Annotated in this window: 11 protein-coding genes; 3 read left to right on the forward strand and 8 right to left on the reverse strand. The window is 63.9% G+C overall.

Annotated elements, in window-relative coordinates:
• Positions 1-117 precede the first annotated feature (117 nt).
• Positions 118-2184, forward strand: a complete 2067-nt coding sequence (locus PPL01S_RS19520) for a hybrid sensor histidine kinase/response regulator (RefSeq protein WP_028625388.1) — start codon at positions 118-120, stop codon at positions 2182-2184.
• Between the two features lie 6 nt (positions 2185-2190).
• Here PPL01S_RS19520 and PPL01S_RS19525 read toward each other — a convergent pair whose 3' ends face one another.
• The 5 genes from PPL01S_RS19525 to mexE form a co-directional block, all read right to left on the reverse strand.
• Positions 2191-3798 carry a response regulator gene (locus PPL01S_RS19525; protein ID WP_016394902.1) on the reverse strand — a complete coding sequence of 536 codons (1608 nt, stop codon included), beginning with the start codon at positions 3796-3798 and terminating at the stop codon, positions 2191-2193.
• 99 nt (positions 3799-3897) lie between these two features.
• Positions 3898-4953, reverse strand: coding sequence for a tetratricopeptide repeat protein (locus PPL01S_RS19530; RefSeq protein WP_016394901.1), 1056 nt, complete (start codon positions 4951-4953; stop codon positions 3898-3900).
• 203 nt (positions 4954-5156) lie between these two features.
• On the reverse strand, positions 5157-6572 hold the full coding sequence (locus PPL01S_RS19535) for an efflux transporter outer membrane subunit (RefSeq protein WP_016394900.1): 1416 nt from the start codon (positions 6570-6572) through the stop codon (positions 5157-5159).
• Complete coding sequence (locus PPL01S_RS19540; protein ID WP_016394899.1) at positions 6569-9748, reverse strand: efflux RND transporter permease subunit; 3180 nt, start codon at positions 9746-9748, stop codon at positions 6569-6571. Before PPL01S_RS19540 ends, PPL01S_RS19535 begins: the two co-directional genes overlap by 4 nt.
• 12 nt (positions 9749-9760) lie before the next feature.
• Positions 9761-11002 carry a multidrug efflux RND transporter periplasmic adaptor subunit MexE gene (gene mexE, locus PPL01S_RS19545; RefSeq protein WP_016394898.1) on the reverse strand — a complete coding sequence of 414 codons (1242 nt, stop codon included), beginning with the start codon at positions 11000-11002 and terminating at the stop codon, positions 9761-9763.
• A gap of 367 nt (positions 11003-11369) precedes the next feature.
• Between mexE and PPL01S_RS19550 the strand changes: the two genes are divergently transcribed.
• Positions 11370-14180, forward strand: coding sequence for an amino acid adenylation domain-containing protein (locus PPL01S_RS19550; protein ID WP_028625387.1), 2811 nt, complete (start codon positions 11370-11372; stop codon positions 14178-14180).
• 6 nt (positions 14181-14186) lie between these two features.
• Here the strand turns inward: PPL01S_RS19550 and PPL01S_RS19555 are convergent, their stop codons facing one another.
• From PPL01S_RS19555 to PPL01S_RS19565, 3 genes are all read right to left on the reverse strand, one after another.
• Positions 14187-14825 carry a TetR family transcriptional regulator C-terminal domain-containing protein gene (locus PPL01S_RS19555; RefSeq protein ID WP_050483661.1) on the reverse strand — a complete coding sequence of 213 codons (639 nt, stop codon included), beginning with the start codon at positions 14823-14825 and terminating at the stop codon, positions 14187-14189.
• A gap of 96 nt (positions 14826-14921) precedes the next feature.
• Complete coding sequence (locus PPL01S_RS19560) at positions 14922-15197, reverse strand: type 2 periplasmic-binding domain-containing protein (protein WP_016394895.1); 276 nt, start codon at positions 15195-15197, stop codon at positions 14922-14924.
• 124 nt (positions 15198-15321) lie between these two features.
• The gene (locus PPL01S_RS19565) at positions 15322-15708 is read right to left on the reverse strand and encodes a hypothetical protein (protein ID WP_028625386.1); all 387 of its coding nucleotides are present in this window, start codon (positions 15706-15708) and stop codon (positions 15322-15324) included.
• Positions 15709-15900: 192 nt separating this feature from the next.
• Between PPL01S_RS19565 and PPL01S_RS19570 the strand changes: the two genes are divergently transcribed.
• A complete protein-coding gene (locus PPL01S_RS19570; protein WP_016394893.1) occupies positions 15901-16380 on the forward strand; it encodes an isochorismatase family protein in 480 nt (159 codons plus the stop codon).
• Positions 16381-16395: the final 15 nt, after the last annotated feature.

The following is a 16395-nucleotide window of genomic DNA, read 5'->3' on the forward strand; positions in this document are numbered from 1 at the left end:
TTGTACCGGTCCTGGCATTTGCAAATCTGTTGCATACCCAGTATTACCGGCGCTGTAGCAGGGAACGGCTAATGCTCGAGTCGCATGTCTACTCAGGGCCTCAATGGAATCTCGACAATGGTCGCTAAAGGCAGCCGGGGCAAATCTTCGGTCCCGGGCATTCAATTGATGTCCCAGGTAACCTCTACACCCGAAATGGGCGAGCGCATCGCCGCCCACGACTGGCACCGAACTGCCCTGGGGCCGTTGCCGCTCTGGCAGGCACCTTTGCGCATTGCGGTCGACGCCATGCTCATGTCGCCCTTTCCCAGTGCCGTGGTCTGGGGGCCCGAGTTGACGGTGATTCACAACAGTGCCTACGTGAGATTGCTCGATGGCCTGGCCAATGCGCTGGGCAAGCGCTTCGACGCGTTGTGGGAGAAGAACTGGGATAACGTGGGGCCATGGGTGTTCAAGGCCCTGCAAGGCCAGGCCAGTTTCGTCGAGGACCAGCCGCTGTGGATCGTCTGCGCCAACACCGGCGCCCAGGCCTGGTATGCCTTCAGCTACACACCGATCTGCGACGAGCAGCAGGAGGTAGCAGGGTTCCTGCACACGGTCATCGAGACGACCGCCAGCATCGAGGCACTGGGCAAGTGGCGTGAGCAGGCGCAGGCGTTCGAACAACAGGTCAGACGCTATATGGTCGATCGCGAATCCATCTGGCAATTGTCACGCGATGCCATGATCACCGTCACCCGCGATCTCAGGCTGCAGGCGGCCAACCCGGCCTGGCACCGCATTCTCGGCTGGACCGAAGCCCAGGTCCAGGACATATCGATCCTGAAGCTGGTGCACCCGGCGGATCGGGCCGAAGTGGAAGTGGCGGTGACCGACTTCGTGCGCGACCAAGGCGCCGAATTTCTCGAAACCCGCTTGCGCCACAGCGATGGGCACTACCGCTGGTTCCGCTGGACGGCGAAGTTCGACGGGACGATGCTGATGGCGGTGGGGCGCGACATTACCGATGACCGGGAGGAGGCGATGCGTCAGTCCCGGGCCCTGTTGGGTGAAAACCAGCAGCTGGAGGTGGTGAGCCACCTTGCAGGAGGCATGGCCAACGAGATGAACAATCTGTTGTCGGGCATCAGCGGCAGCCTGGAACTGCTGCAGCGGCGCATGGGCCAAGGGCGCCTGGAGCGGATCGACCATTACGTGGAGCTGGCGCGCGACTCGGTACAGCGTGCCATGATCCTCACCCACCGTCTGCTGGCCTTCTCCCGCCACCAGCCACTGTCACCGACGCCGCTCGATATCAACCGCCGGCTTGCGGTCATGGAACCGTTGTTGCTTCAGATACTGGGGGCGGAAATAGCGCTGCAATGGCACATGGATGTGGCGCCCTGGGCCGTTTCCCTGGATGTCACGCAGCTGGAAAGCACCTTGGTCAATCTGTGCGCCAACGCACGCGATGCTTGTCTGGGGCGGGGCAATGTGACGGTGCGCACGACCAACACTCGCCTTGCCACCGCATTCCCGGACGAGACCGGGCTGCCGCCGGGAGACTATGTGGCCGTGCATGTCACGGACGATGGCCATGGCATGCCGGCGGAAGACCTGGCCAGGGCGTGCGAGCCGTTCTTCACCACCAAGCCCGTGGGGCGCGGCTCGGGACTTGGGTTGGCGATGGTACATGGGTTCGTTGGTCAGTCCGGTGGGTACATGTGGCTGGAGTCTGTCCAGGGGGAGGGGACTACAGTTTCCTTGCTGTTCCCGCGTTGCCTCGAGAGCATCCCTGAAGAGCCTCCCATGCCTGTTCCGACTACGCAGCGGGCCAGTGGTGAGCGCCTGTTGCTGGTGGACGACGAACAGAATCTGCGTTTGCTGATGCGTGAATATCTTCGCGAACAGGGCTTCGAGATTTGTGATGTGAAAGACGCCAATTCGGCGCTCGATCGCTTCCGCCACCATGGTCCCTTCGACCTGGTCATCACCGATATCGGTTTGCCGGGCGGCTTCAGCGGGCGCCAGGTAGCCCAGGCGATGCGCATGATCAATCCGGATCAGAAGATCCTGTTCATCACAGGCTATACGCACCATTCACTGGAGCCCCATCTGCTCGATACACCTGGCACGGCGCTGCTGCGCAAGCCGTTTCCACTGAAGGCCCTGGCCGATCAGGCGTTGCTGATGCTCACCGAATGATACGGGTCAATGGCCATTTCCCAGCATCTGCGCGACCTGCACCTGCAACTGCTGGAGTTCGAACGGTTTGCAGATCAGCTGCATGCCTGGGCCCAGAAACGCTTCGCGAGCTGCCGCGGTTTCGGCGTATCCGGTAATGAACAGTACCGGTAGATGCGGGCGCAAGGTGCGTGCTATCTCGGCCAGTTGCCGGCCGTTCATGCCAGGCAGGCCAACGTCGCTGACCAGCAGGTCGATCGGCTCGGCTGAGCGCAACACCTGCAGCGCTTCATTGGCATCGCGGACACTGTGGCAAGGGAACCCGTCTTCCTGCAGTGTCTGGCGCAGCAGGTTGCGCACATCCGGGTCGTCTTCGACGAGCAGCACGTTACGACCATCGGCTGGTATTGCCGCTGTCGACGCTCGTTTATGCAAAGGCGCCTGGCTGTGGTGGCGTGGCATGAACAAATCCACCCGCGTGCCTTGGCCAATCTGGCTACGCAGCTCCACATGCCCCTGGGATTGCTTGCTGAAGCCATACACCATGGACAGGCCCAGACCGATGCCCTGGCCAACCGGCTTGGTGCTGAAAAACGGTTCAAAAGCATGTTCCAACGTGCTTTGCGACATGCCCTGGCCTTCGTCGATGACGCTCAGGCAAGCGTAATCCCCGACGTTCAGGCCCGCCGCTGGCAGATGTTTTGCCTGGGCGTGAACATTGCTGGCCTCGATGCGCAGCAGGCCTCCGCTGGGCATCGCTTCGCAGGCGTTTTGCAACAAGTTGTCGATGGCTTCCTGCAACTGGCTCTGGTCGGCTTGCACCGCCCACAAGTCAGGTGCCAGTTTCACTTGCAAGGTCACGCCACGGGTCAGCATCGATTCCAGGCGCTCTGTCAGCAGCAATTGCGGCAGGTCGATGCACTGGTTGTGCAATGATTGCCTCGAGGAAAATGCCAACAAGCGATGCGTCAATCGCGCGGCCCGCGACACGGCCTGCCGGCCCATGCGCAGAATGCCTTCCAGGCCGTCGCTACGCCCCTGTTTCAAGCGCCGGTCGAGCAGCTCGAAACTGCCGCCAATACTGGTGAGCAGGTTGTTGAAGTCATGTGCCATACCCCCTGCCAACTGGCCGATCGCATCCATCTTGCGCGTCTGGTGAAGGGCCAGCGCTTCGCCCTGCTGCGCGGCGCTGCGGGCATCCAGGCTCTGCTGCAGATCACGTAACTGGTCACGCGCCAGGTACTGCCGACGACGGCTGCGCAAGGCAGACTGGGCAAGCTGGACAAGCTGTGCCTGCTGATAGGGCGTGACCAGCAAGGTCAGGTTGCCCAATGGGTGACCGACGGGCGTGGAATTGGTAATGGCAGTCGCCGTGAGCATCACGATGGGCAGGTCTGACCAGGAAGGCTGCTGATCGATGAAATCCTTCAGCAGTGAACGAGGGCTCTCGTTGAACGTCTCTTCTGCGATGATTGCCAGCCCCGCACCTTCTGCCAGGCTAGCCCCCAGGTTTGCCATGTCGCGGGCACAAAGGCATTGCACGCCCGCGCTCGACAACAGCTGCGAAGTATTCTTGGCAAGTGGCGCGGGTGCCAGAATCACGGCACGTTCGCCCAGCGACACCGAACTGGCCAATGGGTTTCTCCTTTGACGATGGGCAAAGCCGATGCGAGCCCAACGCCCATGGCTCTGATAACTACGGGACCACGGGTATTGGCCAAGGGTTCAATACAATCACAGGCCCTGTTGCAGGAACGGGTCGTCGGGGTTCTGCCGCTCCAGCTCGGCAAGCAACACCTGCACATTCTGCAACTGGCCGGTTTCTTTCCAGTATTCGATGAGCAAGACCCGCGCCTTGCGATTGGCCGGTTGCCGGCTGAGCAAGGTTTCCAGTTGCTTTTGCGCCGCATCCGTCTGTTCGAGATCGTGCAGGGTCACCGCCAGGGTGTAACGGTAAGCGGCGTTATCCGGCTCCAGCTCGACCGCCCGCGACAAGGCCAGCAGCGCATATTCGCGCTGATCGTGGCGGATCAGCCAGCGCCCCAGCTGGTTTTGCAGAAATGCCGAGTCAGGTCGCAGGGCCAAAGCCTTGGCCAGTACCTGTCGAGACTGGTCATGATGGCCCTGGCGTTCGAGCAGGCGGACCTGGGTCACCAGCGCGTCGGGGCTGTCCGGGGCCACTGCGAGGCCGCGCTGCAAGGCGATGGCTGCCTGGGTGAAGTCGTTCTCGTGCAGGTACAGGCGCGCCAGGTGTACCTGGGCGGTGGCATCGTCGCGCTGTTGCTCCAATACCTGCTGATATTGCTCCAATGCCGTCTGCAGCGGGCCGAAATACAGGCCGATGGCGTCGGGATCGAGGCCGAGCAGGGCTTCGACCACGGCAAAACGCACGCTTTGTTCGTCATCGTCGAGCAACGGCCCCAGGATCAGGCTGCGCTGCGCTGTCGGGACCAGGCGGTGAACAGTGCCGATGGCGGCGCGGCGGACCAGCGGCTCATCATCTTCCAGGCCCGCCCGGGCCAGTTTCAGCGCTTGTGGTGAGGGGTAGTTGGGCAGTTCGGCAAACAGTGCGGCGCGGCGGATGGGGGCCAGGTCGTCGCGTTGCAATTGCTGATACAGCACGCGCGCGGCACCCGGCTGGCCTTCGTGGGCCATGCGCAGGGCCTTGGCATAGCTCTGCGCAGGCAACGTCGGCGGCGCTGGCGGCGTATCCCGGTGCAGGTAGCCGATGGTGACCGATACCAGGATCAGCACAAGCAAGGCGACCAGGTAGCGGTGGCGTGTAGGCATCAGGGGGTCCATGACGGTGGGAACGAAGAGCTTGGGGCAGAATGCCGCGGGCTGCAAGCACCGTGGCGTGTCTGCCCTGGCCTCATCGCCGGCAAGCCGGCGGTGAGGCCAGGGCAGCCAGCATAAAAAAGCCCCGCGGGCCAAGGCCTGCGGGGCAAAGGGTTGGGAGAGACCAACCAAAGGAGTCGTTGCAGAGGGGAGACTCAGCGCACGCTGGCGACCGTCTCAGGCTGCCAGCCACCGCCGAGCGCCTTGTAGATGGAAACGATGCCGCGATACAGCTCGACTTCGCCCACTGCCTGGGCGTCTTCGGCGCTCAACCTTTCGCGTTCGGCATCGAGCAGCACCAGGTAGTCCACCGTGCCTTCGCGATAGCGTACCGAGGCGAGGTCCGCCGCCTTGCGGCTGGCATCGCTCTGGCGCATCAGCGACAGCAGCCGCTGCTGGGTCTTGTCGTAGTCGCTGAAGGCGTTGGCCGATTCTTCCAGTGCCAGCAGCACCTGCTGTTCATAGGTGGCCAAGGCCCCCTCGGCGTCGGCCTTGGCGCCACGCAGGCGGGCCCGCACGCTGCCCAGGTCGAACGCCGCCCAGGTGATGCTTGGCCCGAGCGCCCAGGCATTGGCTGCCGACGAGCCGATCTGCGAGCCACGCGCCGCGGTGAAACCCAGAAAACCGCTGAGACTTACCCGGGGGAACAGGTCGGCGGTGGCCACGCCCACATTGGCGGTGGCTGCGGCCAACTGGCGTTCGGCGCTGCGGATATCCGGGCGACGGCGTAGCAGTTCACCGGGGTCGCCCACCGGCAGGGCCTTGGCGATCGCAGGCAGCGCCTTGGGCGAAAGGTCCACGCTCAAGGCATCCGGGCGCTGGCCGAGCAGGGTGGCGATACGGTGGCGTGCCCGCGCCTGTTCGGCCTGCAGTTGCGGCACGCTGGCCTCGACCCCGGCCAACCGGGCATCGGCTCGGACCACGTCGAGTTCGTTGCCGACCCCGGCGTCGCGCAGGGTCACGGTGATGTTGCGCGACTCCTGCTGGGTCTTGAGGTTGGCCACGGCGATCTTCTCGCGCAGTTGCGCACCCCGCAACTGGCCGTAGGCGTCGACCAGCTCGGCGATCAGGCTGACCTGCAGCTGTTGCAGGTCGGCCTGGGCAGCTGCTGCCTGGGCCTCGCTGGCTTCGATCTGGCGCTGGATGCGGCCGAACAGGTCAAGTTCCCAGGCCATGTCCAGGCCCAGGTCATAGCGCTCGCTGTTGACCCGCTGATCGGTCTGGCCGGGAATCTGACCCTTGCCGATCTCGCTGCTGACGCGGCTGGTAACCACCGGCAGCTGGTCATTGGCGGCGTCATCGCGGATTGCCCGTGCCGACTTGAGCCGGGCGAATGCCACCCGCAGGTCGCGGTTGCCGTCCAGCGATGCCTGTACCAGCTGGTTGAGCACCGGGTCGTCGAACTGCTTCCACCACACGCTCTCGAAGCGGCTGCGGTCAAAGGACTTGGCCTGCAGCGGGGTGTCGACACTTGCAGGTTCCGTGTCCGGCGTCTTGTAGTCCGGGCCCACGGCGCAGGCCGCCAGGGCCAGGGCCAGCAAGCTCGGGGTCAGGGGCTTGAGCAGGTTCATGCGTGGCTCTCCAGCGAGTGAGCGCGTTCGGCCTTGCGGGCTTGGCGACGCTCGACGAAACGGCGGATCAGGAAGAAGAACACCGGGGTCAGGAACAGCCCGAACACGGTCACGCCGATCATCCCGGAGAACACCGCGACGCCCATGGCGTGACGCATTTCAGAGCCCGCGCCGGAGGAAAACACCAGCGGTACCACACCCATGATGAAGGCGATCGAGGTCATCAGGATCGGCCGCAGGCGCAGGCGGCAGGCTTCCAGTACCGCAGCCAGCGGGTCCAGTCCCTTGGCCTGTTCGTCCTTGGCGAACTCGACGATCAGGATCGCGTTCTTGCACGCCAGGCCCACCAGCACGATCAAGCCGATCTGGGTGAAGATGTTGTTGTCGCCACCCGAGACGATCACCCCGGTGATGGCCGACAGCAGGGTCATCGGCACGATCAGGATCACTGCCAGCGGCAGGCTCCAGCTCTCGTATTGGGCCGCCAGCACCAGGAACGCCAGCAGCACGCAGAGCGGGAACACCAGCAACGCGGTATTGCCGGACAGGATCTGCTGGTAGGTCAGGTCGGTCCATTCGAACGTCATGCCGTTGGGCAGCTCCTGCTTGAGCAGCTTCTCGATCGCAGCTTCGGCCTGGCCGGAGCTGTAGCCCGGTGCCGCCGCGCCATTGATCTCTGCGGTGATGAAGCCGTTGTAGTGCATCACCCGGTCGGGCCCGGAGGTGTCGCTGACCTTGAGGAAAGTCGCCAGCGGGATCATCTCGCCAAGGTTGTTGCGCACCTTCAGCTGGCCGATCTGCTCGGCATCGAGGCGGAACTGCTGCTCGGCCTGGACGTTGACCTGGTAGGTGCGGCCAAAACGGTTGAAGTCGTTGGTGTACAGAGAACCCAGGTACACCTGCAGGGTGTCGAAGATATCGGTAATGGCCACGCCGTGGGTCTTGGCCTTTTCCCGGTCGATGGCAGCATCGACCTGGGGCACGTTGACCTGGTAGCTGGTGAACAGGCCCGCCAGTTCCGGCACATTCTGGCTCTTGGCGATGATGTTCTGGGTTTCCTTGTACAGCGCTTCATAGCCCAGGTTGCCGCGGTCTTCGATCTGCAGGCGGAACCCGCCGATGGTGCCCAGGCCCTGTACCGGCGGCGGTGGGAAGATCGCGATATAGGCGTCCTGGATGTCGGCGAACTGGGCATTCAGCGCAGCGGCGATGGCCGCGGCCGACTGGCTCGGGTCCTTGCGTTCGTCGAACGGCTTGAGCGGGGTGAACACGATGCCGCTGTTCGGGCTGTTGGTGAAGCCGTTGATCGACAGGCCAGGGAAAGCTACCGAGTCGGCGACGCCAGGCTGCTTCAGGGCGATTTCGCTCATGCGCTTGATCACTGCCTCGGTGCGGTCGAGGCTGGCAGCGTCAGGCAGTTGGGCAAAGGCCACCAGGTACTGCTTGTCCTGGGCCGGCACGAAACCGGTCGGGGTGGACGAGAAACCCAGGTAGGTCAGGCCCATGAGGCCGGCATAGACGAACAGGGCGATGCCGCTGGAGCGGATGACCCGGCGCACGCCGCCGACATAACCGTGGCTGGCACGTTCGAAGAAACGGTTGAACGGAGCGAACAGCCAGCTGCCCAGCAGTTTTTCCAGGAACCGCGAGAAACGGTCCTTGGGCGCATGGTGGTCCTTGAGCAGCACCGCGGCCAGGGCTGGCGACAGGGTCAGCGAGTTGAACGCCGAAATCACGGTCGAGATGGCGATGGTCAGGGCGAACTGCTTGTAGAACTGCCCGGTAAGGCCGGAGATGAACGCGGCCGGCACGAACACGGCGCACAGCACCAACGCCGTGGCGATGATCGGCCCGGTCACCTCGCTCATGGCCTTTTGCGTGGCCTCCAGCGGTTTCAGCCCCAGCCCGATATTACGCTCGACGTTCTCCACCACCACGATGGCGTCGTCCACCACGATACCGATGGCCAGTACCAGCCCGAACAACGACAAGGCGTTGAGCGAGAAGCCGAACAGGTGCATCACCGCAAAGGTACCGATCAGCGACACCGGCACGGCCAGCAGCGGGATGATCGAGGCACGCCAGGTCTGCAGGAACAGGATCACCACCAGCACCACCAGCACCAGCGCCTCGAACAGAGTGTGCACCACCGCTTCGATGGAGCCACGTACGAAGATGGTCGGGTCGTAGACGATGCTGTAGTCCATGCCTTCGGGGAAGTCTTTCTTCAGCTCGGCCATCTTCGCCCGCACTTCGTCGGAGATCTCGATGGCGTTGGAGCCTGGGCGCTGGAAGATCGGGATGGCCACGGCCGGCTGGTTGTTGAGCAACGAACGCAGGGCGTATTGGCTGGAGCCCAGCTCGACCCGGGCGATGTCCTTCAGGCGCGTGATCTCACCGTCGGCACCTGCGCGAATGATGATGTTCTCGAACTCTTCCTCGTTGACCAGGCGGCCTTGGGTGTTGATCGACAGCTGGAAACTGGTCGAACCGGGGGCGGGCGGGGCGCCCAGCTGGCCGGCAGCGACCTGGCGGTTCTGCTCGCGGATGGCGGCGACCACGTCACTGGCGGTCAGGTTGCGCGAAGCGGTCTTGTTCGGGTCGAGCCATACGCGCAGCGAATAGTCGCCCATGCCGAACAGTTGCACGTCACCGACGCCGCCCAGGCGTGCCAGTTCATCCTTGATGTTGAGGATGGCGTAGTTGGACAGGTAGAGCATGTCGTAGCGGTTGTCCGGCGAGGTCAGGTGCACGACCATGGTCAGGTCGGGCGAGGCCTTGTCGACGGTGATACCGATGCGTGTCACTTCTTCCGGAAGCTTGGGCTGGGTCCGGGTGACGCGGTTCTGCACCTGCACCTGCGCGTTGTCAAGGTCGGTGCCCAGGGCGAAGGTGATGGTCAGGGTCAGCTTGCCGTCGGCGGTAGACTGCGAGGACATGTACAGCATGTTCTCGACGCCGGTGATGGCTTGCTCCAGCGGTGCGGCGACGGTTTCGCCGATGACCTTGGGGTTGGCCCCGGGGAAGTTGGCGCGCACCACCACGGTGGGCGGCACGACTTCCGGGTATTCACTGATCGGCAGCTGGAACAGCGAGATCGAGCCTGCGATCAGCAGCACCAGTGACAGTACGGCGGCGAAGATCGGCCGGGTAATGAAGAATTTCGAAAAGTTCATCGGTGTGATCCCTTAACCGCGTGGCGCCTGGGCGCTGGCGACTTTCTCAGTGGAGCCCGCTACCTTCTGCGCGCTGTTGCTGGCCTCCAGGGCCTGGCGCTGCTGGGCGAGGGCGGCGAGGGTCTGTTCGCTGGCCATCGGCGTTTCCTCCGGGGTCACCGGCGAGCCGGGGCGAACCCGTTGCAGGCCCTTGACCACGATGCGGTCGTCCTTGGCCAGGCCGCTGCGCACGATGCGCAGGCCTTCGAGCTTCGGCCCCAGCTCCACGGCGCGGTAAGTCGCCTTGTTGTCCTTGTCCATGACCAGCACGAACTTCTTGCCAAGGTCGGTGCCGACCGCTTCATCGTTGATCAGCATGGCGTCGTACTGGGCGCTGCCGACCAGCTTCAGGCGCGCATACAGCCCCGGGGTGAACTGGCCGTCGCGGTTGTCGAACACGGCGCGGCCACGGATGGTGCCGGTACGCGGGTTGACCTGGTTGTCGACGAAGTTCATCTGGCCCAGGTGCGGGTTGCCGGTTTCGCTGGTCAGGCCCAGGTAGACGGGGGTGCTCTGGCCACGCTGGCCTTCGCGCGCCAGCTGGGTGTACTTGAGGTACACGCGTTCGTCGGCGTCGAAGTAGGCGTACACCTTGTCGGTGGAGACCACGCTGGTCAGCGGCGTGACATCGGCGCTGACGATATTGCCGGCGGTGAACTGGGCGCGGCTGACGCGGCCGCTGATGGGCGCGGTGACGCGGGTGAAGCTGAGGTTGAGGCGGGCCAGGTCGAGCTGGGCCTGGATCGCGTCGACGCCGGCGCGGGCCTCGGCGGCGGCGCTGCTGCGCGATTCGGCAAGCTCGGCGGAGATCGCGTTGCTGTCGCGCAGGCGCTCGCCACGGCGGGCTTCGTTGGCGCTGCGGATAGCGGTGGCCTTGGCCTGTTGCAACTGCGCTTCGAGGCGGCGCACGTCTGCCTGGAACGGGCGAGGGTCGATCTGGAACAACAGGTCGCCTTTCTTGACCTGGGCGCCTTCGGTGAACGCCACCAGGTCGATCTGGCCAGAGACCCGCGGGCGCACTTCGACGGTTTCCGGGGCTTCAAGGCGGCCGGTGAACTCGTCCCATTCATTGATCGGCTGTTCGATCACCTTGGCCACGCTGACCTTCGGCGCGGCGGGCGCCTGCGCAGCGTCCGGGGTTCGGCCACAAGCGCTGAGCACCACCACTGCCAGGGCAGCGAGGGGGAAGCGCAAGGGTTTGAGTGAGTGGTCCATGGAGAACTCCGCCAAGATATTAGTAGTGGGCGGAGTGTGAGTGCCTTGCGCGTGGCGCACGAATCGAACGCAGCGAAGGTTATTATCACGGGCAATGATATGTCGGGATATTTCATCGATGGCGGGCATGGTAGGGTGCCCTCACTGGCCCCATGTTGCTGGACATCCCAAAGCTTGCGCGCCCCCTGTGGGAGCCGGCTTGCCGGCGATGAGGCCGGAGCAGGCACAACACTGTGGCCTTTGGCTACGGGCTGAGGCTTCCGACCATCCGCATTGGCGCGCGAGCGCCGGGTGCACTAGCGTTTTGTTCAACTCCGCCAGTTGCGTTCATCGCGCTGGACCCGCGAACGCTGACGCGAGACACATCATGCAGGACTTGCGCCCGAACCCGACGCTCCCCCTGGAATACCGTGCCGAACGGCCGATCGTCAGCGACTTTTTGCAGCAGGCGAAGCGCTCGCCCGAGGCGACGGCGATCATTGGCGAGGGCGTGAGCTGCAGCTATCAGCAACTGCAGCGGATCAGCCACGGCATTGCCAGCTTCCTCTTTGAGCACCGCACCGGCGACGCGGACCGTGTGCTGATCGTCTGCAGCCGCGGCGCGGGCCTGGTCTATGCCATGCTCGGTGCATTGCGTGCCGGGTTGCCGTTCAGCGTGGTCGATGTGGCTTACCCGGCAGCTCGCGTCGCGCAGCTGGTCGAAAGCCTGGAGGCGACCTTCATCGTGCTCTGTGGCGAGGCGCAGGTCACGTTAGCGCAGGGCCACTGCCCGGCACGACGGGTCAGGGTGCCGGAAGCCCCCGACCAGGCGTTGCAGCAATTTCCCGAGCAGACGGGGCCGCTGCCTGACATCGACGCGAGCCGACCTGCCTACATCACCTTCACCTCCGGCAGCACCGGCATTCCCAAGGGGGTCGTGACCCATCACGCACCCCTGGTGCATTTCATCGACTGGCACGTGCGCCGCCACGGCTTCACCGAACACGACCGTTTTTCCCTGCTGTCGGGACTGGGTCACGACCCGGTCTATCGGGATATCTTCACGCCCTTGTCGATCGGCGCGGCGGTAGTCTGCCCGGCCCAGTCCACCTTGACCCACCCGGTGCAGCTGGCGACCTGGATACGCCGCCATGGCATCTCGGTGATTCACCTGACACCGCCCCTGGGCAAGCTGATCGCCACCGGTGCAGGTCTGCAGCAGCAGCGGTTCGATCAGTTGCGCTGGCTGTTCTGGGGCGGCGATGCATTGAGCCCCGCGCTTTACCAGACCATGCGCTCGATTGCCCCCCAGGCCACCAGCGTGAATTTCTACGGGACCACGGAAACGCCGCAAGCGATGGTGTTCCATCAGCTCGATGAGCAGCCCGTGCAGGCGACGATCCCGCTGGGCAAGGGGATCGACGACGCGCAGGTGCTGGTGGTGGGTGAGCAGCGACAACTCGTCAGTGAAGGCGAAGTGGGCGAGATTTTCATCCGCAGCTCTTATCTGTCGATGGGGTACTGGCAGGACCCTGCGCTGACCGCGGAGAAGTTCGTGGTCAACCCATTCACCGGTGCGCCGGGCGATACCTGTTATCGCACGGGCGATCTTGGCACCTACCTGGCCGATGGCAGTGTCGCCTTCCTTGGCCGTGCCGACTGCCAGGTGAAGATTCGCGGTCATCGCATCGAGCCTGCGGAAATCGAAAGCGTGATCGCCCGTCAGCCACGGATCGAGCAGTGCGTGGTCGTGGCCAGCAACGACGGTGCGGCGCCAAGGTTGATTGCCTATTGCGTTACGCCCTCGGCAGTCGAGGCTGGGCAATTACGCGAGGTGGTGGCCGCGCAGTTGCCAGACTACATGGTGCCAGCGCTATTCGTGTTCATCGACGCGATACCGCTGACACCCAATGGCAAGATCGACCGGCGGGCATTGCCGCCCCCCCTCGACAGCTCGGAAACCTGCGCCGGCAATGTCGGCGAGGCACTGACACCGGTGACGCGAAAGCTGGCCGATGCCTGGGCGCAGATCCTCCAGGTGCCGCACATCGATGCCAACCTGAGCTTCGTCGAACTGGGCGGCGACTCGTTGTCGTTCGTTCAGGCTTCCATGGTGCTGGAGGACCTGGTCGGGCAACTGCCGGCGCGCTGGGAACTGATGCCGGTGAGGCAATTGGCGGAACTTGCCGGCCAGACCAAGGCGCCCGGTCACGCGATGCGGGCCCTGGAAATGCCGGTGCTGATGCGCATGCTGTCGATCCTGTTGATCGTCATGGGGCATCTGGGTGTGCTCGGCAAAGGGGTGATCACGGGGGAGACCACTGCGCTGTTCCTGGTCTCCGGCATCGGGCTTGCCAGGTTCCAGGTCAATGCGATCCACGAGCGCGGTGATGCACGGGTGCTGCTCAAGTCGGTGCTTGGCATCGCCTTGCCGACCTTGCTCTATACGGTACTGGTGCAGTTTCTGTTCGACACGGTGCATTGGCAATCGCTGCTGCTGATATCCAACTGGTTCCCTGCCTCGCTGGTGGGCCACTTCAGCTACTGGTACATCGAAGTGCTGGTGCAGATGCTGCTGATCGTTGGTCTGCTGCTGTCCATCAGGCCGTTACGCCTGCTGATCATGGCCGACCCGTTCCGCCATCTGTTGCTGGCCGCATGCGTGCTGTTGCTCGCGGACATTGTGCTGGGGCTGTTCGTCTTCGACGCCACGCCGCTGTACAACCGCGTGCCGCAGCACTACCTGGCGGCCATGGTGCTTGGCATGGCCGTGCAGTATGCCGATTCGACACTGCGCAAATGGTTGGCCAGCGCGGTGGCCGTGGTGGTGGTCGGCGAGCTGGAGCTCGTCACCATCGCAGGCTACGGATGGGACGCGTGGTTCAGCGGGCTGCACATCGACGTCGCCTTGCCGGCGGTGCTGGCGCTGATCTGGTTGCGCTCGGTGCCGATGCCTGCAGCTATTGCACGCGGCGGCGCGCTGATCGCCTCGTCGACCTTGTTCATCTACCTGACCCATTACCAGTTCCAGTCCGTGGCCCGGCGCATCAGCGACCAGCCGCTGCTTGCGGTGGCCCTGGCCATCGTCGGCGGTATCGTCGTGGCCTATTGCTGGAATACCGGGCTACGTTTGGCCCTGAAGCGTTGGGCCCGGGCACGCAAGAAGCGCCCGGCGGATACCCTCGAACCCGTCGCTTGAGGCGCGTCAGGGGTTGCCGGGGGCCAGGCCATTGAGCAGCAAACGTATCGACGAAGCCGTTGCGGCGGGGTAGTCGATACGTTGCTGCGAATCTTGCGGCGCGTGCCAGCAGCGGTTGATGCACGCTTGCGCAATTGCCCAGACCGATGGCAGCACATGCTCCGGGTTTACCGCGGCCAATTGCCCGCTGCCGACCCATTGGCGGATGTGGTCGGTGTTTTCCTGCGCCTGGCAGGCCCAGCGTTCGAGAAAGTCGCCCGGAATGCGCCGCCCACCTTCCTTGAGCTCCTGCAGCAGCACCTTCGATGCGAACGGGCGCCCCTCGAACAACCGGATCATCGCACTGACCATACGGCCCAATGCTTCCAGCGGCGCGTCCTCCTGGCGAAAAGGCGCGCACACCTCCAGGTAGCGGGGGGCGATGTCCTCCAGCACATGGCTGTAGAGGTTGGCCTTGGACTTGAAGTAGTAGAGCAAGTTGGACCTGGGCAGGCAGGCCAGTGCGGCGATGGCCGAAAGCTTGGTGGCGGCATAGCCCTGTTGGGCGAACGCTTCGCTTGCGGCATTGAGGATGGTACTGCGCACGGGCTCGGCCAATGGCGCCTCGCACGCCTTGGGCATTTCTCGCGGCAGTTCGAACGGCATGATGTACACGGCGGGGTTCCCTGGAACGGGTAAATACGCAATATACAAAAATATATAGCGTAAGTGTGCAGTCCACTGACAAAAGCCTGTGGCGCATCACGCAATCGCGTTGGCACTGGCCAGTACCAGTCCACGCAGCCACTTGGAGGCCTGCGCGCGATGTTTGCGTGCATGCCACAGTTGGTAGTAGCGCAACGGCCGGGTGGCGGCCGGCAACGGTTCTATGCGCAGCGGCAGCAGCTCGGCGTAGTGCCACGCTGATCGCGGGTTGGCTTTGCCCCAGGCGTTCGGCGGTGCGGGAAACGCTTCGGTGAGTAGCGTGTGCAGCGTGCGCAGGAGCTGGGCATCGCAGTTTGGCGTGGGCTTGGGCACGAAAGCTCTCCAGCGCTGAGAAAAATCAGGACGAATACGTCACCAAGGGCGGCAAATTGGCTTGCTGAAAACCATAGAATCTCCCACAGGGTAGGGATTGCACCCGGTGTACTACCCCTCGGGGTCAGCGGCGGTAGTAGCGGTGATCCGCATCGTAGCGATGCTGCATGGCCCGCTCATGTCGGCGTTCCCAGTCGCGGTGGCGCTCCCAGTCACGGCGCGCCTGCTCCCGGCGCCATTGCTCGCGGCGCCACTCTTCACGGCGCCAGCCGCCACGCCCGTCATGCCGGTAGTGGTCGTGCTCGTACCGCTCATCGTGGGCCAGCAGTGTTTCTGGCTGCTGCGCTGCCACGCTGGCCAGGTCCGGCCACGGGTTTTCGGCCGCCTTCACGGCCGGCGCCTCAATGGTGCGCGCAGGGGTTGAAACCTTCAGGGGTGTTGCAGATGCCGAGCCCATTGCCGCGAACGCGAACAGGCTGACAAGCACCATCCGTGGGACATGGATTTTCATGAGCGAAGACAACCTCTGCTGAGTATTGGGTGTAAGGCAACAGGCCTGTTCACATAGACCACCAACCCGGAAAAAGTTCTAGAAAACCGCAACTTAAATCACCTGGACGGCGCTGCCCGATGCCGGCCGGATGCACGCTCAGGCTGTCGGGAACGCTATACTTCGCGCCTTTCCCAACGCCACGGAGCGCTCATGCGGCAGGTTCTTCTCATCGTCGATGTCCAGTCTACCTTCAGCCCGCCCGAGTGGCTGGTCGATGGCATCCGGGCATTGTCCGCGACGATTCCTACCATCGCCTCGATCGAGCTGCACGATGAGCAGGTCACACCGTTCGACAAGCAACTCGGTTGGCACCCTGCTGCCCAGGACGAGAGCCTGGTCGAGGCCGACCGGGTGTTCGTCAAGCACGGCTACGGGCAGACTGCGCAGACGATCGAGCACCTGCGTCAGATGGGGGTGGAGCGGGTACTGGTGTGCGGGCTGCAGACCGAGACCTGCGTGCTGGCCGCCGGTTTCGCGTTGTTCGATGCGGGGCTGATGCCGACCTTGATCACTGACCTGACGGTGGGCTCCTCGCTGGACCGGTCGGGAAAAATGGGCATCGAGCTGTGGAAGCATCACTTTGGCAATGTCACCACCCGGGCCGAGGTACTGGCCGAACTCAAGGCCTGATCTGTCCCTGTGGGA

The organism is Pseudomonas plecoglossicida NBRC 103162 = DSM 15088 (genome assembly GCF_000730665.1).
In the GTDB taxonomy this organism is placed as follows: Bacteria; Pseudomonadota; Gammaproteobacteria; order Pseudomonadales; family Pseudomonadaceae; genus Aquipseudomonas; species Aquipseudomonas plecoglossicida.

Coding starts and splice junctions, on each gene's coding strand:
- PPL01S_RS19535 (WP_016394900.1), bottom strand. CDS start 6,572: ATGAACCTGCTCAAGCCCCTGACCCCGAGCTTGCTGGCCCTGGCCCTG.
- PPL01S_RS19570 (WP_016394893.1), top strand. CDS start 15,901: ATGCGGCAGGTTCTTCTCATCGTCGATGTCCAGTCTACCTTCAGCCCG.
- PPL01S_RS19555 (WP_050483661.1), bottom strand. CDS start 14,825: ATGCCGTTCGAACTGCCGCGAGAAATGCCCAAGGCGTGCGAGGCGCCA.
- PPL01S_RS19520 (WP_028625388.1), top strand. CDS start 118: ATGGTCGCTAAAGGCAGCCGGGGCAAATCTTCGGTCCCGGGCATTCAA.
- PPL01S_RS19530 (WP_016394901.1), bottom strand. CDS start 4,953: ATGCCTACACGCCACCGCTACCTGGTCGCCTTGCTTGTGCTGATCCTG.
- mexE (WP_016394898.1), bottom strand. CDS start 11,002: ATGGACCACTCACTCAAACCCTTGCGCTTCCCCCTCGCTGCCCTGGCA.
- PPL01S_RS19550 (WP_028625387.1), top strand. CDS start 11,370: ATGCAGGACTTGCGCCCGAACCCGACGCTCCCCCTGGAATACCGTGCC.
- PPL01S_RS19565 (WP_028625386.1), bottom strand. CDS start 15,708: ATGAAAATCCATGTCCCACGGATGGTGCTTGTCAGCCTGTTCGCGTTC.
- PPL01S_RS19540 (WP_016394899.1), bottom strand. CDS start 9,748: ATGAACTTTTCGAAATTCTTCATTACCCGGCCGATCTTCGCCGCCGTA.